13 protein-coding genes are annotated in these 17,874 nt (G+C 71.3%); 9 read left to right on the forward strand and 4 right to left on the reverse strand.

Annotated features, from left to right (window positions below; all coding sequences use genetic code 11):
- Positions 1–5 precede the first annotated feature (5 nt).
- Complete coding sequence (locus WMF43_RS43665; RefSeq protein WP_437674172.1) at positions 6–1,319, forward strand: hypothetical protein; 1,314 nt, start codon at positions 6–8, stop codon at positions 1,317–1,319.
- A gap of 114 nt (positions 1,320–1,433) precedes the next feature.
- Here WMF43_RS43665 and WMF43_RS43670 read toward each other — a convergent pair whose 3' ends face one another.
- Positions 1,434–2,273, reverse strand: coding sequence for a hypothetical protein (locus WMF43_RS43670; protein WP_437674174.1), 840 nt, complete (start codon positions 2,271–2,273; stop codon positions 1,434–1,436).
- Positions 2,274–2,687: 414 nt separating this feature from the next.
- Here WMF43_RS43670 and WMF43_RS43675 point away from each other — a divergent pair, with 414 nt between their 5' ends.
- The 3 genes from WMF43_RS43675 to WMF43_RS43685 are packed head-to-tail and all read left to right on the forward strand — an operon-like array spanning position 2,688 to position 7,299.
- Entirely contained in the window at positions 2,688–3,527 is an 840-nt protein-coding gene (locus WMF43_RS43675; protein ID WP_437674176.1) for a hypothetical protein, read from the forward strand.
- On the forward strand, positions 3,524–4,324 hold the full coding sequence (locus tag WMF43_RS43680) for a hypothetical protein (protein ID WP_437674178.1): 801 nt from the start codon (positions 3,524–3,526) through the stop codon (positions 4,322–4,324). The genes WMF43_RS43675 and WMF43_RS43680 overlap by 4 nt, the downstream gene beginning before the upstream one ends.
- An 11-nt stretch (positions 4,325–4,335) precedes the next feature.
- Entirely contained in the window at positions 4,336–7,299 is a 2,964-nt protein-coding gene (locus tag WMF43_RS43685; RefSeq protein ID WP_437674180.1) for a KGGVGR-motif variant AAA ATPase, read from the forward strand.
- A 156-nt stretch (positions 7,300–7,455) separates the two neighbouring features.
- Here WMF43_RS43685 and WMF43_RS43690 read toward each other — a convergent pair whose 3' ends face one another.
- Both WMF43_RS43690 and WMF43_RS43695 read right to left on the reverse strand, forming a co-directional pair.
- The gene (locus WMF43_RS43690) at positions 7,456–8,859 is read right to left on the reverse strand and encodes a sigma-54-dependent transcriptional regulator (protein ID WP_437674181.1); all 1,404 of its coding nucleotides are present in this window, start codon (positions 8,857–8,859) and stop codon (positions 7,456–7,458) included.
- 159 nt (positions 8,860–9,018) lie between these two features.
- Positions 9,019–10,608 (reverse strand): ATP-binding protein, encoded by a 1,590-nt coding sequence (locus tag WMF43_RS43695; RefSeq protein ID WP_437674183.1) that lies wholly within the window; start codon positions 10,606–10,608, stop codon positions 9,019–9,021.
- 243 nt (positions 10,609–10,851) lie between these two features.
- On the opposite strand from WMF43_RS43695, the gene WMF43_RS43700 reads away from it, so the two are divergent.
- Complete coding sequence (locus tag WMF43_RS43700) at positions 10,852–11,262, forward strand: hypothetical protein (RefSeq protein WP_437674185.1); 411 nt, start codon at positions 10,852–10,854, stop codon at positions 11,260–11,262.
- Positions 11,263–11,267: 5 nt separating this feature from the next.
- Complete coding sequence (locus WMF43_RS43705) at positions 11,268–11,684, forward strand: thiol-disulfide oxidoreductase DCC family protein (RefSeq protein WP_437674187.1); 417 nt, start codon at positions 11,268–11,270, stop codon at positions 11,682–11,684.
- Positions 11,685–11,772: 88 nt separating this feature from the next.
- On the opposite strand, the gene WMF43_RS43710 is transcribed toward WMF43_RS43705, so the two are convergent.
- Entirely contained in the window at positions 11,773–12,591 is an 819-nt protein-coding gene (locus WMF43_RS43710; protein WP_437674188.1) for a hypothetical protein, read from the reverse strand.
- Positions 12,592–13,097: 506 nt separating this feature from the next.
- Here WMF43_RS43710 and WMF43_RS43715 point away from each other — a divergent pair.
- The 3 genes from WMF43_RS43715 to WMF43_RS43725 all read left to right on the forward strand — a co-directional run bounded on the left by WMF43_RS43715 (position 13,098) and on the right by WMF43_RS43725 (position 17,832).
- Positions 13,098–14,543 carry a sigma 54-interacting transcriptional regulator gene (locus WMF43_RS43715; protein ID WP_437674190.1) on the forward strand — a complete coding sequence of 482 codons (1,446 nt, stop codon included), beginning with the start codon at positions 13,098–13,100 and terminating at the stop codon, positions 14,541–14,543.
- 202 nt (positions 14,544–14,745) lie between these two features.
- Entirely contained in the window at positions 14,746–17,100 is a 2,355-nt protein-coding gene (locus tag WMF43_RS43720) for a protein kinase domain-containing protein (RefSeq protein ID WP_437674192.1), read from the forward strand.
- Between the two features lie 171 nt (positions 17,101–17,271).
- Positions 17,272–17,832, forward strand: a complete 561-nt coding sequence (locus WMF43_RS43725; RefSeq protein ID WP_437674194.1) for a hypothetical protein — start codon at positions 17,272–17,274, stop codon at positions 17,830–17,832.
- Positions 17,833–17,874: the final 42 nt, after the last annotated feature.

The following is a 17,874-nucleotide window of genomic DNA, read 5'->3' on the forward strand; positions in this document are numbered from 1 at the left end:
TCGTCATGAATCGAAGACTGCTCTCCGGCGTCGCGACGATGCTCGTCGCGCTGCCCGGCTGTGATTCGTTCGACGTCGCGTGGGACGGCGGGGTGACGTCGAGCTCCGCGCATTTCCGGTACCACGCGCGCGAGGGGGACGAGCGGGCCTGCAGCGATGTGCACGCCGCCCTCGAGCGGCACCTGGAGCAGATGACGTCGGAGCTCGAGATCGCGTGGCCCGAGGACGCCGTCATCGACTATTACAAGTTCCTCGACCAGGCCGATTTCGAGGAGCACGCGGGGTGCCCGGGCGGGAGCAGCGGCTGCTATCAAGGCGGTGAGCTCCGCACGAGCCGCGCGTTCGATCCTCACGAGCTGATCCACGCCTATGTGACCCCGCGCTGGGGTCAGAGCGCGGCGATGCTCGGCGAGGGCCTCGCCGTGGCGCTCTCGTGTCAACCGTGGAGCCCTCCCGATCGGTCGCGGAGCTGGCAAGAGGTGTTCGAGGGGGCGAAATCCGGCGGCCAGTTCGCTTACGTCCTCGCCGGCGCGCTGGTGACACACCTGCTCGACGAGCACGGCGGCGTACCCAAGTTTCGAGAGCTCTACCAGAGCGTCTCGCGCTCGATCCCGGAGCTTCATTTCCCGGCGAAGTTCGAGGCGGTCTACGGCGTCGAGCTGGAGACCGTCTGGTCGACCCTGCTCTCGCGGTCGCAGATCCCCGCCTGCCGCCCGGTCTGGGCCTGCGCCGGCGACGCGCTGGCGGCGACCGATGAGGTCGGCCCGACCTGCGCGGGCTCCGGCGAGCGCGTCTTCAGCACGGAGGCGCCGGTCAGGCTCGTCACCGAGGGGGCGCGGCTGCGCGCCGTGGCGTGTGACGGCAGCGGGCGCGAGGTGCTCCTCCGCGGCGGGGTCCCCGCGATCGGCGCTGTCCGGGGGGAGCACTGGCTGCCTGCGCTCGGCGAGCGGTTCGCGCTCACGCGGATCGGAGAGCTGCACGACATCGAGCTGAACATGCCGCCCACGCGCACCGAGCTGCACGCGGAGGCGACGTGGTCCAGCGCGGCGTGCGCCGAGCCCGAGGTCATCCGGCTCCGGTCGGACACGATAAGCACCTTCGTCATGCCGGAGGTCGGCCAGTTCCTGCGTGTCGCCGCGGATCGCGAGGGGGCGTTCGAGCTGGCCGCCGAGGGCGGCGTGGCGCTCTGCCAGGGCTGCGACGGCAGCTGCGCGGACGTGCTCGGCTCCGCGCCGCTGCCCGCGGACAGCGCGCTCGAGAGGCGTTTTCCCAACAAGCTCGGCGCGCTGTCGATCTCGCCCGTGCTCTCGATGGATTGAATTGGCTGAGTCGAATCGAGTCCGCGAACAATTTAGAAGGGACGCTCGACGCCGTGGACGTGGAGCCTCGTGTTGCTCGACCGTGACTTTGCGCGCCCGCCGCGAGCGCTTAGCTCAGCGAACGATGGCCGCGCAGCACCCCTCGATGCAGGCGAATCCGGCAGCGCACGCCGCAGCGCCGTCGCCGCAGGCCGCCGCGCACGTCCCGACGGACGACCCGCCGCCGGTCCCGCTCGGGTCGCCGCCGCCGTCGTCGCCGCCGCCGTCGTCACCGCCGCCGTCGTCGCCGCCGCTGCCGCTGTCGCCGCCGTCGTGCGCGCCGCAGCCGCCCTCGCCGCCGTCCGGATCCCCGGAGCCGCCCGCGCCGTCGTCCGGGTCCCCCGAGGAGCCGCCGCCCGTGCCGCCCGGATCCCCGGAGCTGCTGCCGGGGCCGTCGTCGCAGTGGCCGGGGCCGATGCCGCCTTCGTTGAAGTCCGCGAGTTTGTCCCCCAGCGAGACCGCCTCCTCCGCCTCGCTGCCCCGCTTGACGCCGTACGGGAGCCGGCCGTCAGCGTCCTTGTTGCGGACCATCCACGCTTCGGCCTCCGCGAGCGCCCCGTCGAGGGCCGCGTCGCTCGCGCCGCTCCCCACGTTGAGCAGCGCCGCGATCAGCTGGTGGCCGAGGATCAGGCTGGTGTCGCCCCGCGGCGCCGTCCGGAAGATCTCGAGCAGCTCCTCCTGCGAGTACTCGACCCCGCCGATGACGAGCGACCACGTCGGCCAGCTCTCCTCGTGGTTCTTCCAGTAGCCCTGCGTGAGCGTGCAGCCGTCGCCCTCGGGCGAGTCCGACGGCGGGACGACGACCACGTTGCCATGCCCTTCCCCATACCGATCCGCGTCGGTGTTCCCACAGGCGACGAGCGCACACCCGACGAGCGACAGGCACCCTGCAAGCATGATCCGGCCAAGCGACATGACTCCTCCTGAAAGTGGCTCATGGCGCGGCGCCCGCCGCTCGCGACGGGCGAGCCGTCGGCGACCATCATGGCGAGCCGCGCGTTCGGTCCTTTCAGTGCCGGCCTGCGCCCGGCGCGGCTCATGTTTTTTTGGAGGCTGGCGCCCCCTCGCAGCATTCTTCGTAGGCTGAATTTTTCGCATGGCATCGCATCACACCCGCGCCGGACTCGCCACCGTGCCAGACAGAGTTCCTCCTCAGAGGATCTCTCCCCTGCCCCCGGCCATCACCAGCGCACGCCGCATCTCGTGAGGGAGCTCGCGCAGGTTGCCGGGCCAGTTGCTGGCCCTCGTGGCGGCTGCCGGTTCCTGCGCCGCACTACAGCGACCCGGCGGGAGCTTGCCCGACGCAGGCGCGGGTGAGAGTATCGGCGGGTGCACCTGGACGATCTGCCGACAGCATACGCGTCCCGTGTACGCGCTGCGCAAAGTCCGGCTGAATGGATCGCCTTCTGCGCCGACCATCGTGCAGCGGCGTGGATCGCGTGGAACGTGCGGGAAGACGCCTGGTACGGCGCGGCGGAGCTCGCGGCCGTCCAGAGCGCGCTCGACACGGCCCCTGCAGGCCTCGCTGGGCCTGCGCTCCTGCTGCACGTCATCAGCTCTCTGCAGCGCCTGCGTCCGCTTACGGCAGCCGAGCAGGCGCATCTGCCGACCCAGGGGATCAACCATGTTGCTGCGGGCTGGTTCAGCCGGACCCGTCGCTACGATCTCGCTCCAGGCTCGGCGTGGGCCGAGGGGAGCGTCCCAGGGGAGCTGGCGGATACGCTGACGGCCGGCGATCACTTCCAGGTCATTCCCAGGGCCCGCTTCGCTTGGCTCACCTTCGGCGCGACGGGGAACTCCATCCCCACGAGCTCCGACGAGACGCTGCGGCGACTGGGGCTCCCCTGGAAACCCGCCGGTGGGCTCGTCCTCCGGGTTGAGGTTCCCATAGGAGCCCTCCGTGCGGCCGGCGCCCTCTTCGCGCTGCCGACACTCTTCGACGGCTTGCGCCCCGGGGCTCAGGAGCCGGACTGGCGCGCCCGGCCGGAGAGCGAACACCGGCCTGGCGAACCGTGGGGATACGCCCGTGACATGCAGGACGACGGCCCCGGCTTGCCCGAGGTCATCGCCGAGATTACACCCGCCGGAACGATGAACGCCGAGTGCATGGCGGTCCCGAGCTTCGACTGGAGCACGCGTCCCTTCCTGCGCAGGAGCGCGCCTCGATGAACCACACGCCGCCCGACGCCTGGATCGACGCCGTTCAGTCTGCCGCGACCGGCCCGGAGCTGCTCTCGCTCCTCTGCCGGAGGCTCGCGCAACCTGATGCGGAAGGACCGCCGCTCGACGACCGTCGCGGCGAGGGGGCGGAAGAGGTCTTCGAGGTGATCGCGCGCGCAGACGCGGGCTTTCGGCTGCGGCTCGAGGAGGCGATCGCATCGTACTTCAAGAGCGAGGAGGCCTCTCCGATCAGCGAGGCCGCTCGACCCGTGATCCGCGGCATGCTCGAGATCGTTCCGCGGCTGGCGCTGACAGGCGCTTTCACGCCGCTGCGTGCCTGGCTCGCACGGCATGAAGCCCCGCTCGCAGCCGATCCGACGGCGGTGCTTGGCCGCGCGGCCCTCGCCGCGCTGGCCGTATCTCAGCCCACAGGGATCGCCGACGTGCGCGACTTCTGGATGTGCTGGTGGCGCGAGGGGCCGACGGCCTGGCAGCCAAGAGCGTTCATCGGGCTGCGCCTCCAGGACCCGAAGGCCGCCGCGGAGGAGCTCCCGCTCCTCATGCAGCGGGCGAGATCTCTCGGGCAGGATCCCGGCCCGCTCCTCCAGGGGATGTGGCTCCAGCCGAGCGCACAACCCGTGCTCGCAGCCTGGCTCAATGATCCGGGCAATCCATGGGCGGAGGAGGCGCGGCAAGCGCTGCGACGCCGTCTCCCGGACGTGGATCTCCCGAAGCTGAGCGGGCCGCCTCGCCGCCGGCCGCTGCGCTCGCTGGCGGCGCCCGGACCGCATCGCTGGGCAGCCTGAACAAAGACGTGATGCGTAAGCGTGATCGCGGGCAAGTCATCACCTTCTACTCCTTCAAGGGAGGTGTCGGCCGTTCGATGGCGCTGGCCAACGTGGCGGCGCTCTTCGCGCAGCGGGGCAAGAAGGTCCTGGCGCTCGACTTCGACTTCGAGGCGCCCGGGCTGCATCGCTATTTCCTGACCTCCGAGGAGAGCTCTTTCAGTCGGTACGCGCCCTCCGGGCTCCAGGATGGAGTCATCGAGCTCTTCCACGCGCTTCAGGAGCGGCTCCAGCGCGAGTACCCGAACGGCGAGGGCTTCCAGGAGCCGGCTGCACAGGAGCGGGTGCGGGCGATCATCGCCGAGCTTCTAGGCTCTCCGGGATACCTCTACCGGGTCCGCCTCAGGAATCCGAACGTCAAGCGGGCGCAGCTGGCCGAGATGCACTTCATGGCCGCGGCGCGGTTCGACGAGGCTTACCCCGAGCGGGTGCGCCGGTTTGACTGGCAGGCGTTCTACGACGCCTACGCCGAGGTATTCCCGATGCTGGCCGTGGAGCTCGGGCGTCGGTACGACTACGTGCTGATCGACTCGCGCACAGGGGTGACGGACATCGGCAGCATCTGCACGATGATGCTCCCGGACAAGCTGGTCCTCGTGTTCTCGCCCAACGAGCAGTCGCTGCGCGGCGTGCTGGAGGCGGGCTGGCAGTCCGTGCAGGAGCGGAGGGTGTCGGCGGACGCTCGGCCGTTGCCGCTATTCCCCTTGTTATCCCGGGTGGAGAACAGCGAGGAGTCGCTGAAGCGGCACTGGGTCGCGCGCGCGAGAGGCGCGTTCGAGCGGATGTTCCGAGAGGCGTACAAGCTGGACGTCTGCGATCTCGAGCTGTACTTCAACATGGTGCGGATCCCCCACCAGAGCTTCTATGCGTACGGCGAGAAGATCGCGGTCGAGGAGCAGGCCACGAACGAGACGGGCTCGCTTGCGCAAGCGTTCGAGCAGTTCGCCGAGTGCCTCGATTGCGAGAGCCCGGAGGACGCGCAAGACAACCTGGGCGGCATGGGAGACGCGGAGAGGGTTGCAGTCGAGCAGGAGCTCCTCCGGAAGCTGAAGAACGAGAGAGACCTGCAGGAGATGATTCTGCAGAATCCGGACGATCCGTCGCTCCAGCTCATCTACGCCAACTTCCTGGCCGAGCGAAATCGGCTCTCAGAGGCCGTTGCCAGCTACGAGGGCATCGTGCTCCGCTTCGGCGACGTACGCGATCCAGACACACAGAACGTCATCGCGGCTGCGATTGTAAGCAAGGGCATCGCGCTGGGGGATCTGAAGCGCGATGAGCAAGAGCTCGCAGCGTACGATGAAGCGGTTGCTCGCTTCGGCGACGCTTCCGCGTTTGAACAGCGCGAACAAGTAGGGATCGCGCTGCTCAACAAAGGCATTCAACTTGGCAAGCTGAATCGGATCGAAGAAGAGCTGGCCGCATACGACGAAGTGCTCCGTAGGTTCAGCGATGCGCCGGAGCTGTCGCTGAGGGACACGGTATCTCGCGCGCTGCTCAACAAAGGCATTCAACTCAGCGCCTCCAGCCGACTCGAAGAAGCGATGCTTGCATATGACGAGCTGCTCCGCCGGTTCAGCGGCGCGTCGGAGCTGTTGCTGCGCGAGCAGGTCGCGAAGGCGCTGGTCAACAAGGGCGGCATCCTGAACATCTCCGACCGAGCTGAAGAGGCGCTGGCAGCCTACGATGAGGTGCTCCGGCGCTTCAGCGACGCGCCGGAGCTGTCTCTACGCGAGCAGGCCGCGACAGCGTTGGTCGCGAAGGGCTATCTGCTCCGCGCCGTCGACCGGACCGAGGAGGCGCTCGCGACCCTTGACGAGGTGCTCCGCCGGTTCAGGAACTCGCCGGAGATACCTCTGCGAGAGCAGGTCGCGACAGCGTTGGTCGAGAAAGGCGATCTGCTCGGCGCCGCCGGACGGACCGAGGAGGCGCTCGCGACCTTCGACGAGGTGCTCCGCCGGTTCAGGGATGCGCCGGAGCTATCGCTGCGAGAGCAGGTCGCGCGGGCGCTGGTCATGAAGGGGGCTCAGCTCAGCGACGTCGAGAGAGGCGAGGAGGCGCTGGCGATTTATGATGAGGTACGCCGCCGGTTCGGCGACACACCGGAGCCGTCCATTCGCTCGCAAGTAGCGCGAGCGAGTTTCATGAGAGGCGCACAGCTCGCGGACCTGGGCCGAGGTGAAGAGGCGCTGGCGGCATATGACGAGGTGGTGCGTCGCTTCGGCGATGCGCCCGAAGCGACGTTGCTCGAGCCGGTAGCGCGCGCTCTGCTCTACAAGGGCGTCCGGCTCGGCGCGTCGGAGCGAGGCGAAGAGGCGCTGGCGGCATACGACGAGGTGGTGCGCCGCTTCGGCGACGCGCCCGGAGCGACGTTGCGCGAGCAGGTAGCTCGAGCGCTGCTCAACAAGGGCGCCCAGCTTCATGCCTTGAATCGGACCGATGAGGGGCTGACCGCCAGCCTCGAGATCGTACATCGATTCAACGATGCCAAGGAGACGAGCCTAAGAAACCTCGTTGCACACGCATTCAGCAATATCGGCCTTGCTCAGCTAAGACAGGCCAAGCAACACTGGAACGATGCTGAAATCGCCCGCCCGCTCCTTGAAAAGGCAGGCGCGAGCTTTTCTGCTGTGATAAATCGCAGGCCTGACGCCCCGTTCACCCTCCGAAACGCTGGCTACGTCGCGTTCCTCCTTGGCGATGAGGAGCGCGCTCGAACCCTGCTGGCGCGAGCAATCCAGCTCGGGGCCGAGAGGCGGCGCCTGGCAGAGCTCAAGAGCGCCGACGTTCACCCGTTGCCTCAGGACGAAGCGTTTCGCGACCTGATTCATGCCCTGCCGGGACCTGCCGGCGACTCCACGGCGCCAGCCCATCCGTCGCTGGAGTCCCCGGAGAGCCCGGCGTCCCCGGAGTCAGACGCCGACGAGCCGTGCTGAACTGACCCTTGTCCTACGAGGTGGTCATCCTGGCCGCGTTCCCCGTCAGGGCCCCTCGCGCCGCGCGCTGCCCTGTCGCCGCCGGCAGACAGGGAGCTGCGCGCCGGCCGGATGCCGACCGGCAGCGGGGCTCCGCTCGGATCATCCCGTCCGCGCTCACTTCAGCCCGTAACGATCCATCTTGTTGAGCAGCCCCTGGCGCGACAGCCCGAGCCGCGCCGCGGCCTGGCTCCGGTTGCCCTGCGTCGCCCGGAGCGCGGCGGCGATCTCCCGCCGCTCCAGCGCCGCGATCTTCTCCTCCAGCGTCGCCCCCTCGGCCGCCTCCTCGCTCGCGGCGCCCACGCCCGCGCCCGCTGCGGCCGGCGCGCCGCCGCGCCGCGCCGGGGAGAGGTCCTCCTCGAGGATCTCCCCCCTGCCCCCGGCCATCACCAGCGCGCGCTGCATCTCGTGCCGGAGCTCGCGCAGGTTGCCGGGCCAGTCGCACGCCTCGAGCCGGCGCATCGCGGACGGCGAGATCGTCGTCACGGGCGAGCGCGGCACGAGCGCCCGCGAGACGTTCAGGAAGTGCTGCGCGAGCAGCGGCAGATCCCCCACCCGGTCCGCGAGCCGCGGCAGCGCGATCTCGATGCCCCGCACGCGCCAGTAAAGGTCGTCCCGGAAGGTCCTGTCCGCGATCATCACCTCGAGCGGCCGGTGCGTCGCCGACACGATGCGCACGTCCACGGTCAGCGGGCGCGCCGCGCCGACCGGGAGGATCTCGCCCGTCTCGAGCACCCGCAGGAGCTTCACCTGCAGCGAAGGGGGCATGTCGCCGAGCTCGTCGAGGAAGAGCGTGCCCCCGTCGGCCTCGACGAACAGGCCCGGAGCGTCCTTGATCGCGCTCGTGAACGCGCCTTTCTTGTGGCCGAACAGCGTCGACTCGAGGAGCGCCTCCGCGAGCGCGCCGCAGTTGACGGCGATGAAGGGCTTGTCCTTCCGGCGGCTCCGCGCGTGCAGGTAGCGGGCGAAGACCTCCTTGCCGGTCCCCGACTCCCCCGTGATGAGCACCGGCACGTCCGTCGGCGCCGCGCGCTCGCACAGGGTCTTCGCCTCCAGGAACGCCGGCGACTGCCCGAGCAGCGCCGAGGCGTCGCCCTCGCGCGACGTCAGCGTCCGCTCGAGCTCCGCCACCCGATCTTCGAGCTCGAGCCGCGCCGCCGCGCGCGCGACCACCGCGAGCAGCACGTCCGGGTCGACGGGCTTCGCCAGGAAGTCGTAGGCGCCGCGCTGGACGAGGCGCAGGGCGAGCGGGGTCTCGCCCGCGCCCGAGACGACGATCACCTTGGCCGCGGGCCGCTCGGCGAGGATCTTCTCCGCGAGCGCGGCGCCCTCCTCGGGTCGCCCCGACGGCGGCAGCATCAGGTCGAGCACGACGAGGCGCGCGCTCGACCGGCGGAGCTCCGCGAGCGCCTTGGGCGCGGCGCCCGCCTCGGCGACGGCGTACCCCTCCTGCGCGAGGAGCTCGCGGTAGGCGTCGCGGAACCCCGGGTCGTCGTCGATGAGCAGGACAGCCTCGGTCACGGTTGACCCTACCGCGCGGACCAGGCCCGGATCCAGGCCTGTCCGGTGCGCCTGCGCGTCCTGCGTCCCCTGCATCCCCCCGCGCTCCTCCCCCGCTCCGGCCACCGTCTCACCCCGCTCTCGCCCCCCCCGGCCCCGGCCGCCACCGCGCCCTCCCTCTCACCCCGCCCGCGCCGCCCGCTCCGGCCACCGCGCCACGAAGCGCGCGCCGCCGCCCGGGGCGCGCTCGTGGCGCAGCGAGCCGCCGTGCCGCTCCAGCCAGCGCGCCGCGACGGCCAGACCGAGGCCGGTGCCCGGGTGCTTCGCGTCGCGCCCGCGGCCCGTCACGAACGGCTCGAACAGCCGCGCCTCGATCTCCTCCGGCACACCCGGGCCGTTGTCCTCCACGCACACGGTGACGAAGCCCTCGCCGCGCGCGACGCCCGCGCGGATCCGCCCCTCGGCGCTGCCGTCGAGCGCGATGGCCGCGTTCTGGAGGAGCGCGGTCGCGACGTCGAGGAACGCGCCGCGGTCGGCCTCGACGAAGATGGGGCCGGAGGGGGCGGCGGCGATCTCGATCGGCGGCGCGCCCTCGCCGACGATCTGCCGGACCTGGGTCGCCGCGAGCCGGAGCGCGGCGAGCGCGTCGACCTCGCTCAGCTCGAGCGGCCTCGGGCGGCTGTAGCGGAGCAGGTCGTCGAGGAAGCGCCTCGCCCGGTCGACCTGGGCGCGCAGCGAGGCCACGGTCTCGGGCTTCGCGCCCTGCCGCTCGAGGAGCTTCGTCTGCGCGGCGATGACGCCGAGCGGGTTGCGGATCTCGTGCGCGACGGCGCTGGCGAGCCGCCCGAGCTCGGCGAGGCGCTCGGCCTGATCGGCGCGCACCTCGACGCGCTCGATCTCCTCGGCGAGGTCGCGGACGCCGATGGGCCGGTCGAAGAGCCGGCGCCCGAGGTGCTCGACGACGAACATGCGCAGCGGATCGGACGGGAGCGCGGCGAGGAAGACCACGAAGACGAGCCAGGGGAGCGAGGCGCCGGCGCCGGGCGCGAGCGCGGGCAGGACCTTGAAGAAGACGACGAGCCCGAGCGACGAGAGGAGCGCCGTGAGGCCGGCGTAGGCGAGCCCCTGGGCGAAGACGCGGCGGGAGCGGCCCAGCTCGCCGATGAGCACGGCGTAGGCCACGAGCAGGATGGCGAGGAGCAAGACGGGCGCGCCGAGGAGCACGTCGCCGAGACCAAGCACACGGAGCACCACGACGAAGCCGCCCCCGAGCGTCGCGAGCACGCTGCCGAAGAAGAGCGCCGCGATGCGCCGCTGCTGGAGCCCGCGGGCGGCGAGCATCGAGCGCGCGAGGTGGACGCCGACCCCGATGGAGGCGACGGCCATCACGACGGCGAGCGGGAAGAACAGCGGGCCCGGCGAGCGGGCGCCGGGGCCGTAGAGCAGGCGCGGGGAGGAGACGCCGAGCAGCGCGACGGCGGCGCTCACGGCGTAAGCGAGGGCGACGGGGCGGCGGGAGGCGCCGGCGACGTCGGCATAGGCGTGGGCGAGGCCCGCGGCGACGATGATCCCGCTCGGGAGGACGTGCTCGGCGAGGGCGAGGGTGCCGTCGGTCTCGAGCAGGATGAGGCCTGTCACCCAGAACGCGAGGAAGAAGCAGAGGGCGACGAGGCCGCGGCCCACGTTGCGCCCGAGGCGCAGGGCGGTGACGGCGACGGTCACGGCCACGGCCCAGAGCGGATAGTAGGCGAGGGCGACGAGGGGTCTCACAGGCTCGGGGGGTGGAGGGTGTCACGTCACGATAACGCCGGGAGCGGAGGGGGGGCGAGCGGGAGGTGTCCACGGCGTGGGCAGGGGATCGTCCACGAGGTGGGCGCGCGGGGCGGCGAGGGGTGGGCGCGGGACGGCGCTCGGAGGCGGGAGAGGGCGGCGGCGCGCGTCGGAGGCGCCGGCGCGCGCGGATCCGGGGCGTGGCACGAGGGCTGCTGAGAGGGGGTGTCGAGGAGACGAACCATGGAAAGCACCTTCGAGGGCTATATCATCGCGGTGTACGGGGCTTATGCGGTCATCAGCGTCGGGCTGACGATCTGGATCGCGCGGACGCTGTTCAAGAATGGAGCGGTGTTCCTGGAGGACGTGTTCGGAGACAACCCGAGGATGGCCGAGGCGGTGAACCGGCTGCTCGTGGTGGGGTTCTACCTGGTGAACCTGGGGTACGCGTCGCTCATCCTGAAGGCGGACCGCTCGGCTACCGTGGCGGAAGGGATCGAGGTGCTGTCGTCGAAGCTGGGGCTCTTGCTGCTCTCGCTCGCGTGCATGCACTTCGGGAACCTGTATGTGTTTCACCGGATCCGCCGGCGCGCGAAGCTCGCGGTGCTGCCGCCGCCGGTGGCGCCGCAGATGAGGCTCGAGGCGCGGGCATAAAAGCCATGATGAAGCGGATTACCGTACTTTATGATGCGGACTGCGCGCTGTGCGTTCGGTGCCGCCACTGGATGGAGCACCAGGCCGCCCTCGTCGAGATCGAGTTCATGGCCGCGGGGTCGGACGAGGCAGCGACACGGTTCGGGGAAGTGCCCTGGCTCGGGGAGGACCTCGTGGTGGTCAGCGACCGCGGCGAGGTCTGGGCCGGACCCGCGGCCTTCATCATCGCGCTCTGGGCCCTCGAGGGCTACCGCGAATGGTCGTACTGGCTGAGCGGCGACACGCTCTCGAAGGTGGCAGAGCGGTTCTTCCACATGCTCTCGGGCAACAGGAAGTGGATCGCTGGATGGTTCGGACACCCTTCCTGCGCGAGCGGCTCCTGCAAGCTGCCGGGCGCGGCGGCGGTAGGGCCTTATCGCTGAAGGGAGCGCGGCGGCGACAGGGGCCGCGAACATCGGGCCCAGGACGCGCCGCCGCGCGTCCGGGCACATCATCCGCGCAATGGGCCCATCACGCTCCGAGCACCTCGTCGAGCGTGCCGGCCGTGAGCAGGCGCCTCGCCCACGTTTGGAGCGTCTCCGCGCTCGCCGACTCGATCCGCGCGAGCGCCGACGCGGGCAGCTCCCCGAAGCGCACGCGCAGCAGATCGAGCAGCACCTCGCGCTGGCCCTCGCGCGCCGCGCGCTGCTTCATCGCCTCGATCTCCGGATTGCCCTTCTGCTCGAGCGCCCGGGCGATCTCGGCCTCCCCCGCCGCCATGTCGAGCAGCGCCCGCACCTTCAACGGCCGCACGAAACACGGATCGTCCAGCGCCCCGTCGAGATCGAGCGGCTCGAACTCACCCTTCGCCGCCGACCACTCCGCCACCCCGCCGCGCTTGACGAAGACGGCAAAGAAACGCCGGACGCCCCGCGCGAGCAGGTCCTCGGCCTTCTCGCGCACGTCCCGCATCGACTGCTCGTTGACGATCTCGAACGAGAGCTCCTCCAGGTAACGCCGACCCGTCTCCGGATCCGTCCCCTCACGACGGATCGACAGGTCGGTCGCGAAGTTCGAGCCGCTCGATACCCGCGTCAGCAGATCGACCGAGGGGCGGTACCCCGCGCGCACGTGCGGGCCGATCACCGCGTTGACCAGCGAGTGCACATCCCCGTGCGGCTCGAGCGCCGGCTGGGCGACCACCCGGCGGCCACGGATCAGCTCGTCCCGGGTCAGCTCCGGCACCACGACGTGCTCGTCCACCGGCGGCCGCTCCGCGGGCGGGAAGCGCAGCGCGGCGCCGCCCTGGGCAGCCGGCGCCATGAGGATCGGCGAGGGCCTGTTCTTCACGGCCATACTCGCGAAGGTAGCAGAGGCTCGGCACGAGCGCTGGACCGCTCGCCCCAGACGCTCACCGCGCGGGCGCCGCGACCGGGCGGGAGCGGGCTCCGGGCGGAGCGGACCGGGGCTCCGCGTCGTGAGCCGCTGAACGGGGTCGAGGCAAGGGGGACCGACCCGTCTCGATGCCCGCTCCGCGGGCGGCCCGCGGGCGGTCCCATGACCCGGCACACACACGGCCGGCCGGTGCGCCGCTGCCCTGGATCGGTGGCGGAAAACCTCCTCGGGGCCCGGCGGCGCCCGGGTGGCGCGGCCTCGAATCCGTGCACGTCAGTCGACCCGCGGACGCAGCGGTCCCTTGCAGACGAGGCGCCGCAACCCAGAGGACGAACGCCCGTGGAGCGCCCGCCAATTCCATCTTCGATGTAATTTTCGCACGCACCGTCGCGGGACGGACAGCTTCCGGTGAGGCCGATGGCGTCCCCGACGACCTCCTCAATGCGCTATTTGTCGCGTGCATGGCCGAGGATGTCCCCCGCAGCAACAGGCCACGCGACGTCAGGACCGAGGCGACGACCGAGGAGAAGGCGCCCGCGATCCTGCGCGGCCTGACGCAGGTGTTCCGCCTGCGCCTGGTTTACTCCCGCGAGGGCGTCCTGCGCCCGCCAGCCGTCTTCACGCCGTCTCGAGGCGCCACGCAGATGGGGCGCGACGTGAGGAGCGGCATCCCCCTGCCCCGCGACGGCCGCGCGTCTCGGCTCCACGCGACGCTCCACGCCGACGCGCTCGGCCGGCTGCGGGTCGTCGATGAGAAGAGCCGCAACGGGACCCACGTGAACGGGCGGCGCGTCGAGGAGGCATTGCTGCAGGACGGCGACGTCCTCTCGATCGGCGATTCGTATTTCGTGGTCCGCGCCGAGGCGGAGCGCCAGGCCGACGCGCCGGTGCCGTCGCTCCTCGGCGACGCCCCGTCGATCCACGCGCTGCGCGCGGCCATCCACCGCGTCGGCCCCACCGCGGTCACCGTGCTGCTCCTCGCCGAGAGCGGCTGCGGCAAGGAGGTGGTCGCGCGCGCCGTGCACGACGCGAGCAGGCGGCGAGGGCCGTTCGTGGCCGTGAACTGCAGCGCCATCCCCGAAGGCCTCGCGGAGAGCCAGCTCTTCGGCCACCTCGCCAACGCGTTCAGCGGGGCCGTGGCGCGCCCGGGGCTGTTCCGCGCCGCCGAGGGGGGCACGCTCTTCCTCGACGAGGTCGGCGACCTGCCGCAAGCGGTGCAGCCCAAGCTGCTCCGCGTGCTCCAGGACCGCATGGTGCTCCCGCTCGGGGCGACCGCGCCGGTCGCCTGCGACGTGCGCATCGTCGCCGCGACGAACCGCGACCTGAAGGTCGACGTCGCAGCGCACCGGTTCCGGGGCGATCTCTTCGCGAGGCTCTCGGAGTTCCCGCTCGGGATCCCCCCGCTCCGCGAGCGGCGCGAGGACATCCTGCCCCTGCTCGAGCACGCGCTGGGCGCGCCGCGCCCGCGGATCAGCGCCGCGCTGGCGGAGGCACTGCTCCTGCATCCGTGGCCGTTCAATGTCCGCGAGCTCTTCGCCCTCGCCGCCCAGCTCCGCATCCGCGGCGGAGACGCCGAGGTGCTGGACCTCGATCTCGTGGCCGACCGGCTGGAGCCCGCGCCCGGCCACGCCGCCGCGGCGCCGCAGGACGAGGCGGCCGCAGCGCCGCGGGCGACCGCCGGCGGGCGGCCCGCTCCGGCGGACCGCAGGCCGCCCGCCGAGGAGGAGGAAGACCGCAGCGACGCCGACGAGAGGGAGCCTCCGCCCGGCCGGGAACAACTCGAGGAGCTGCTCCGCGCGCACCGCGGCGTGGTGGCGGACATCGCGCGGACGATGCGCCGGTCGCGCAAGCAGATCTATCGATGGATCTCCCATCACGGCCTCGACGTGCAGCGATTCCGCGGGTGACGTCGCGCTCACCGAGCGCGCGTCGCCCTCAGCCCTCCACCAGCCGACCCCGAAGGGTATTACAGCATGGGCGGCATGCCTTGGCGTGCCCTGGTGGCGGCGCGCACGCCGGCCCTTGGATCCATCTTTTTTCCCGCGCAATTCGCCGTTATAGGGATCATCCGATCGGCGCGATGCCACCGAGTTTGACCCGAGGCGCAGCGTGGATTCACTCATCGGATCGTGCATCGGACAGTACCGCATCGACGAGGAGATCGGGCGCGGGGGGATGGGGGTCGTCTATCGGGCGGTCCATCAGGGCATTGGGCAGCTCGCCGCGGTCAAGGTGCTCTCCAGCCACTTCGCCGGCGACGCGAGCCAACTTCGTCGCTTCGAGAACGAGGCGAGGGCGCTGAGCCGGGTGGCTCACCCGGGGCTCGTGAAGATCTTCGACTTCGGCCAGACGCCTCGGGGCGAGCCGTACATCCTCATGGAGTACCTCCGCGGCGAGCTGCTGCGCGGCCGCGTGGCGCGCTGCAAGAGGCTCGCTCTCCCGGAGACGCTCCACATCGCCCGCCAGGCTGCGTCCGCGCTGGCGGCCGTCCACCGGAGCGGGATCGTCCACCGCGACGTGAAGCCCTCCAACATGATGCTCGTCGCGGACGACGAGGCGCCGGGCGGAGAGCGGCTGAAGCTGCTCGATTTCGGCATCGCCCGGCTCGCCGGCGAGGGCGCCGATCTCACGGCGCCGGGCGCGGTGCTCGGCACCGCGCTGTACATGTCGCCCGAGCAATGCGCCGGTGATCCGCTGGTGGACGGCCGCTCGGACGTCTACGCCCTCGGCGTGGTCCTGTACGAGCTGCTCGCCGGGAGGCCGCCGTTCGTCGGCCCGTCCGCCGAGGTGCTGCGCCTGCACCTGTTCCAGGACGCGCGCCCGCTGCAAGAGGTCGCCCCGGAGCTCCCTCGCGACATCGCGCTCTTGATCGGGCGCATGCTCGCGAAAGCTCCGTCGCTGCGCCCGGAGATGGCTCAGGTCGCCGAGGCCATGCGCCGCGACGGCGGCCAGGCCGCGACGACGCCGGCCGCCGCGCCGGGGCCGGCGGCGCCGGTGCCGGCCCCGCCCGAAGGCGCCCCTGGGCTCCTGGACGAGGCAGCCCTCCGGGGCGCGACCACCCGCCCGAGGGCGCCTCTTCGGGGCAAGGCGACGCCCGCCAGGGACACCGAGCTCACCCGCCCGGAGGCGCCTCCTCGGGGCAACGCGACGCCCGCCAGGGACACCGAGCTCACCCGCCCGGAGGCGCCTCCTCGGGGCAACACGACGGCCGCCAGGGACACCGAGCTCACCCGCCCGGGGACGCTCCCGACCCCTGCCGCAGGGCTCCGTGCGCCGGAGCGCGAGGCGGGCCGTTCCGGTCCCGATGAACCACACACGAGCGCCGCGCCGTACGCGCCGTGGAGGCGGCTGCGCGCCCTCGTGGCGGGCCCGCGCGTCCTGCCGGGAGCGACCGCGGAGAGCCCCGCGCGACGGAGGCGGACAGGGCTCCTCCTCGGCGCGCTCACGCTCCCCGCCCTGTTCGCGACCGCCGCCTCCGGTCTGTTCCGTGGAAAGAGCGCCGCGTCCTCCGGCCCGGTCCCCGAGAGCAACGACGCGCCCTCTGGCCTGCCCCTCGCCGAAAGCGGCGACGGCGCGATCCAGCTGTCCGGCATGGTCCGGCTCGCGGGCGGCAAATTCAGGATGGGGAGCACGCCCGCCGAGATCGAGGCCGAGTGCCAGCGCCTCGGCGCCGCGTGCACACGGGCGCTGCTCGACCGCGAGCAGCCGGCGCGAGAGGTCACCGTATCTCCCTTCTACCTCGACGCCCACGAGACCACGAACGCCGATTTCGCCGCCTGGCTGGATTTGCTCGGTCCGACCCTCAAGGTGGAGAAGGACACGGAGCACGGCATCGTGCGCTACGTGGTCCATCCCGCGGCGGACGCCTCCGCGCCCGGCATCCTGCTGGTCGACGTCTTCCCCGAGTACTCGGATCTGGTCTACAAGCCCGGCAACCACTTTGCGCCACGGCAGGGCTCGGAGCGCAAGCCGGTCGTCCAGGTGACCTGGGACGCTGCCGCGCTCTACTGCAAGGCCCGAGGAAAGCGCCTCCCCACCGAGGCCGAGTGGGAGTTCGCCGCGCGAGGAGCGGCGTCGCGCAGGTTCCCCTGGGGCGAGGCCCCGCCCCGCTGCGACGGGGTCGCCTTCGACCGGTACGACAACGGTGCCTGCCAAGGCATCTCGAAGGGGGCTCAAGACGTCGGCACCGCGCCGCAGGACAGGACGCCGGAAGGCGTCTGGGACCTGGGCGGGAACGTGGAGGAATGGGTGCAGGACCAGTTCTTGCTTCCGTACTATCCCGCATGCGGCGATTGCATCGATCCGGTGGTGGAGGCGCCCGCAACGTCGCCCGTGGACGACGTGCGCGTCCGACGCGGCGGTTCGTGGTCGTTGCCCGAAACGACGTCACGTGGCGTGTCGCGGGGACGCTTGGGGCGCGGAAACGTGCTCACCGGCGTCGGGTTTCGCTGCGCCTCGCGCTGAAGCACCTGAACGTCGACGCGAGACCGGCGAGAGCACCGCTGTGAGCGCGACCGTCGCCGGCCGAGGTGCGGATGCAAGGAGGGCCTGGTCCCAGCGCCCTCGCTTGCGTCAGTGAGGTGGCGTCTGTTTGGTTGCTCGAACGTTCACATCAATCATCCAGGAGAATATTCCATGCCGACCGACAGCACTTTCCTGACGAGTATGCCTGTGGAACAGCCGACGCAAGCGCCGGCAGAGCCGGCCTCTACGAACGAGAGCGAGAGCTCCGAGGCCACGCCGAGCAGCGGGTTTCGCCGCCTGCACTGGGACATCTTGATCGCCATCGATCCTTCAGGTGGCGTGGTGGAGAGCCTTCCGAGCGAGGTGACGGAGATCTTCGTGGTGAACGCGGGCACGATGATCGCTGCGCAGGGAGATAGCGACCGGGACGCCTACGTCTACCTCGCCGTGGTCGCCGAGCTCAGTCGGATCGTCCATATCTACCCGGAGGACGGCGAGGGCGTTCGGGTCGCGGCCGGCGCGACCGCGCGCGTCCCGTCCGATGGCTGGTTCACCGTGCCGGAAGCCGGAAAGGTCCGCGTGGTCAGCGCGCTGCGCCCGCTCAGCCGCGAAGAGATCGCCGAGGCGCTCGACGGGCGCCAACCGCCGCCGAGAGTATCGACGGTCGACACCAGGAGGAACATCGCTCCGGATTACGACCCCTATGACGGCGGCGAGGGAGCCAACGCTTGATGAACGGTACTGAGGGCCTGGGTGTACCTTGAGGAGCCGGCC

Source organism: Sorangium sp. So ce131 (assembly GCF_051519095.1).
Lineage (GTDB): Bacteria > Myxococcota_A > Polyangia > Polyangiales > Polyangiaceae > Sorangium.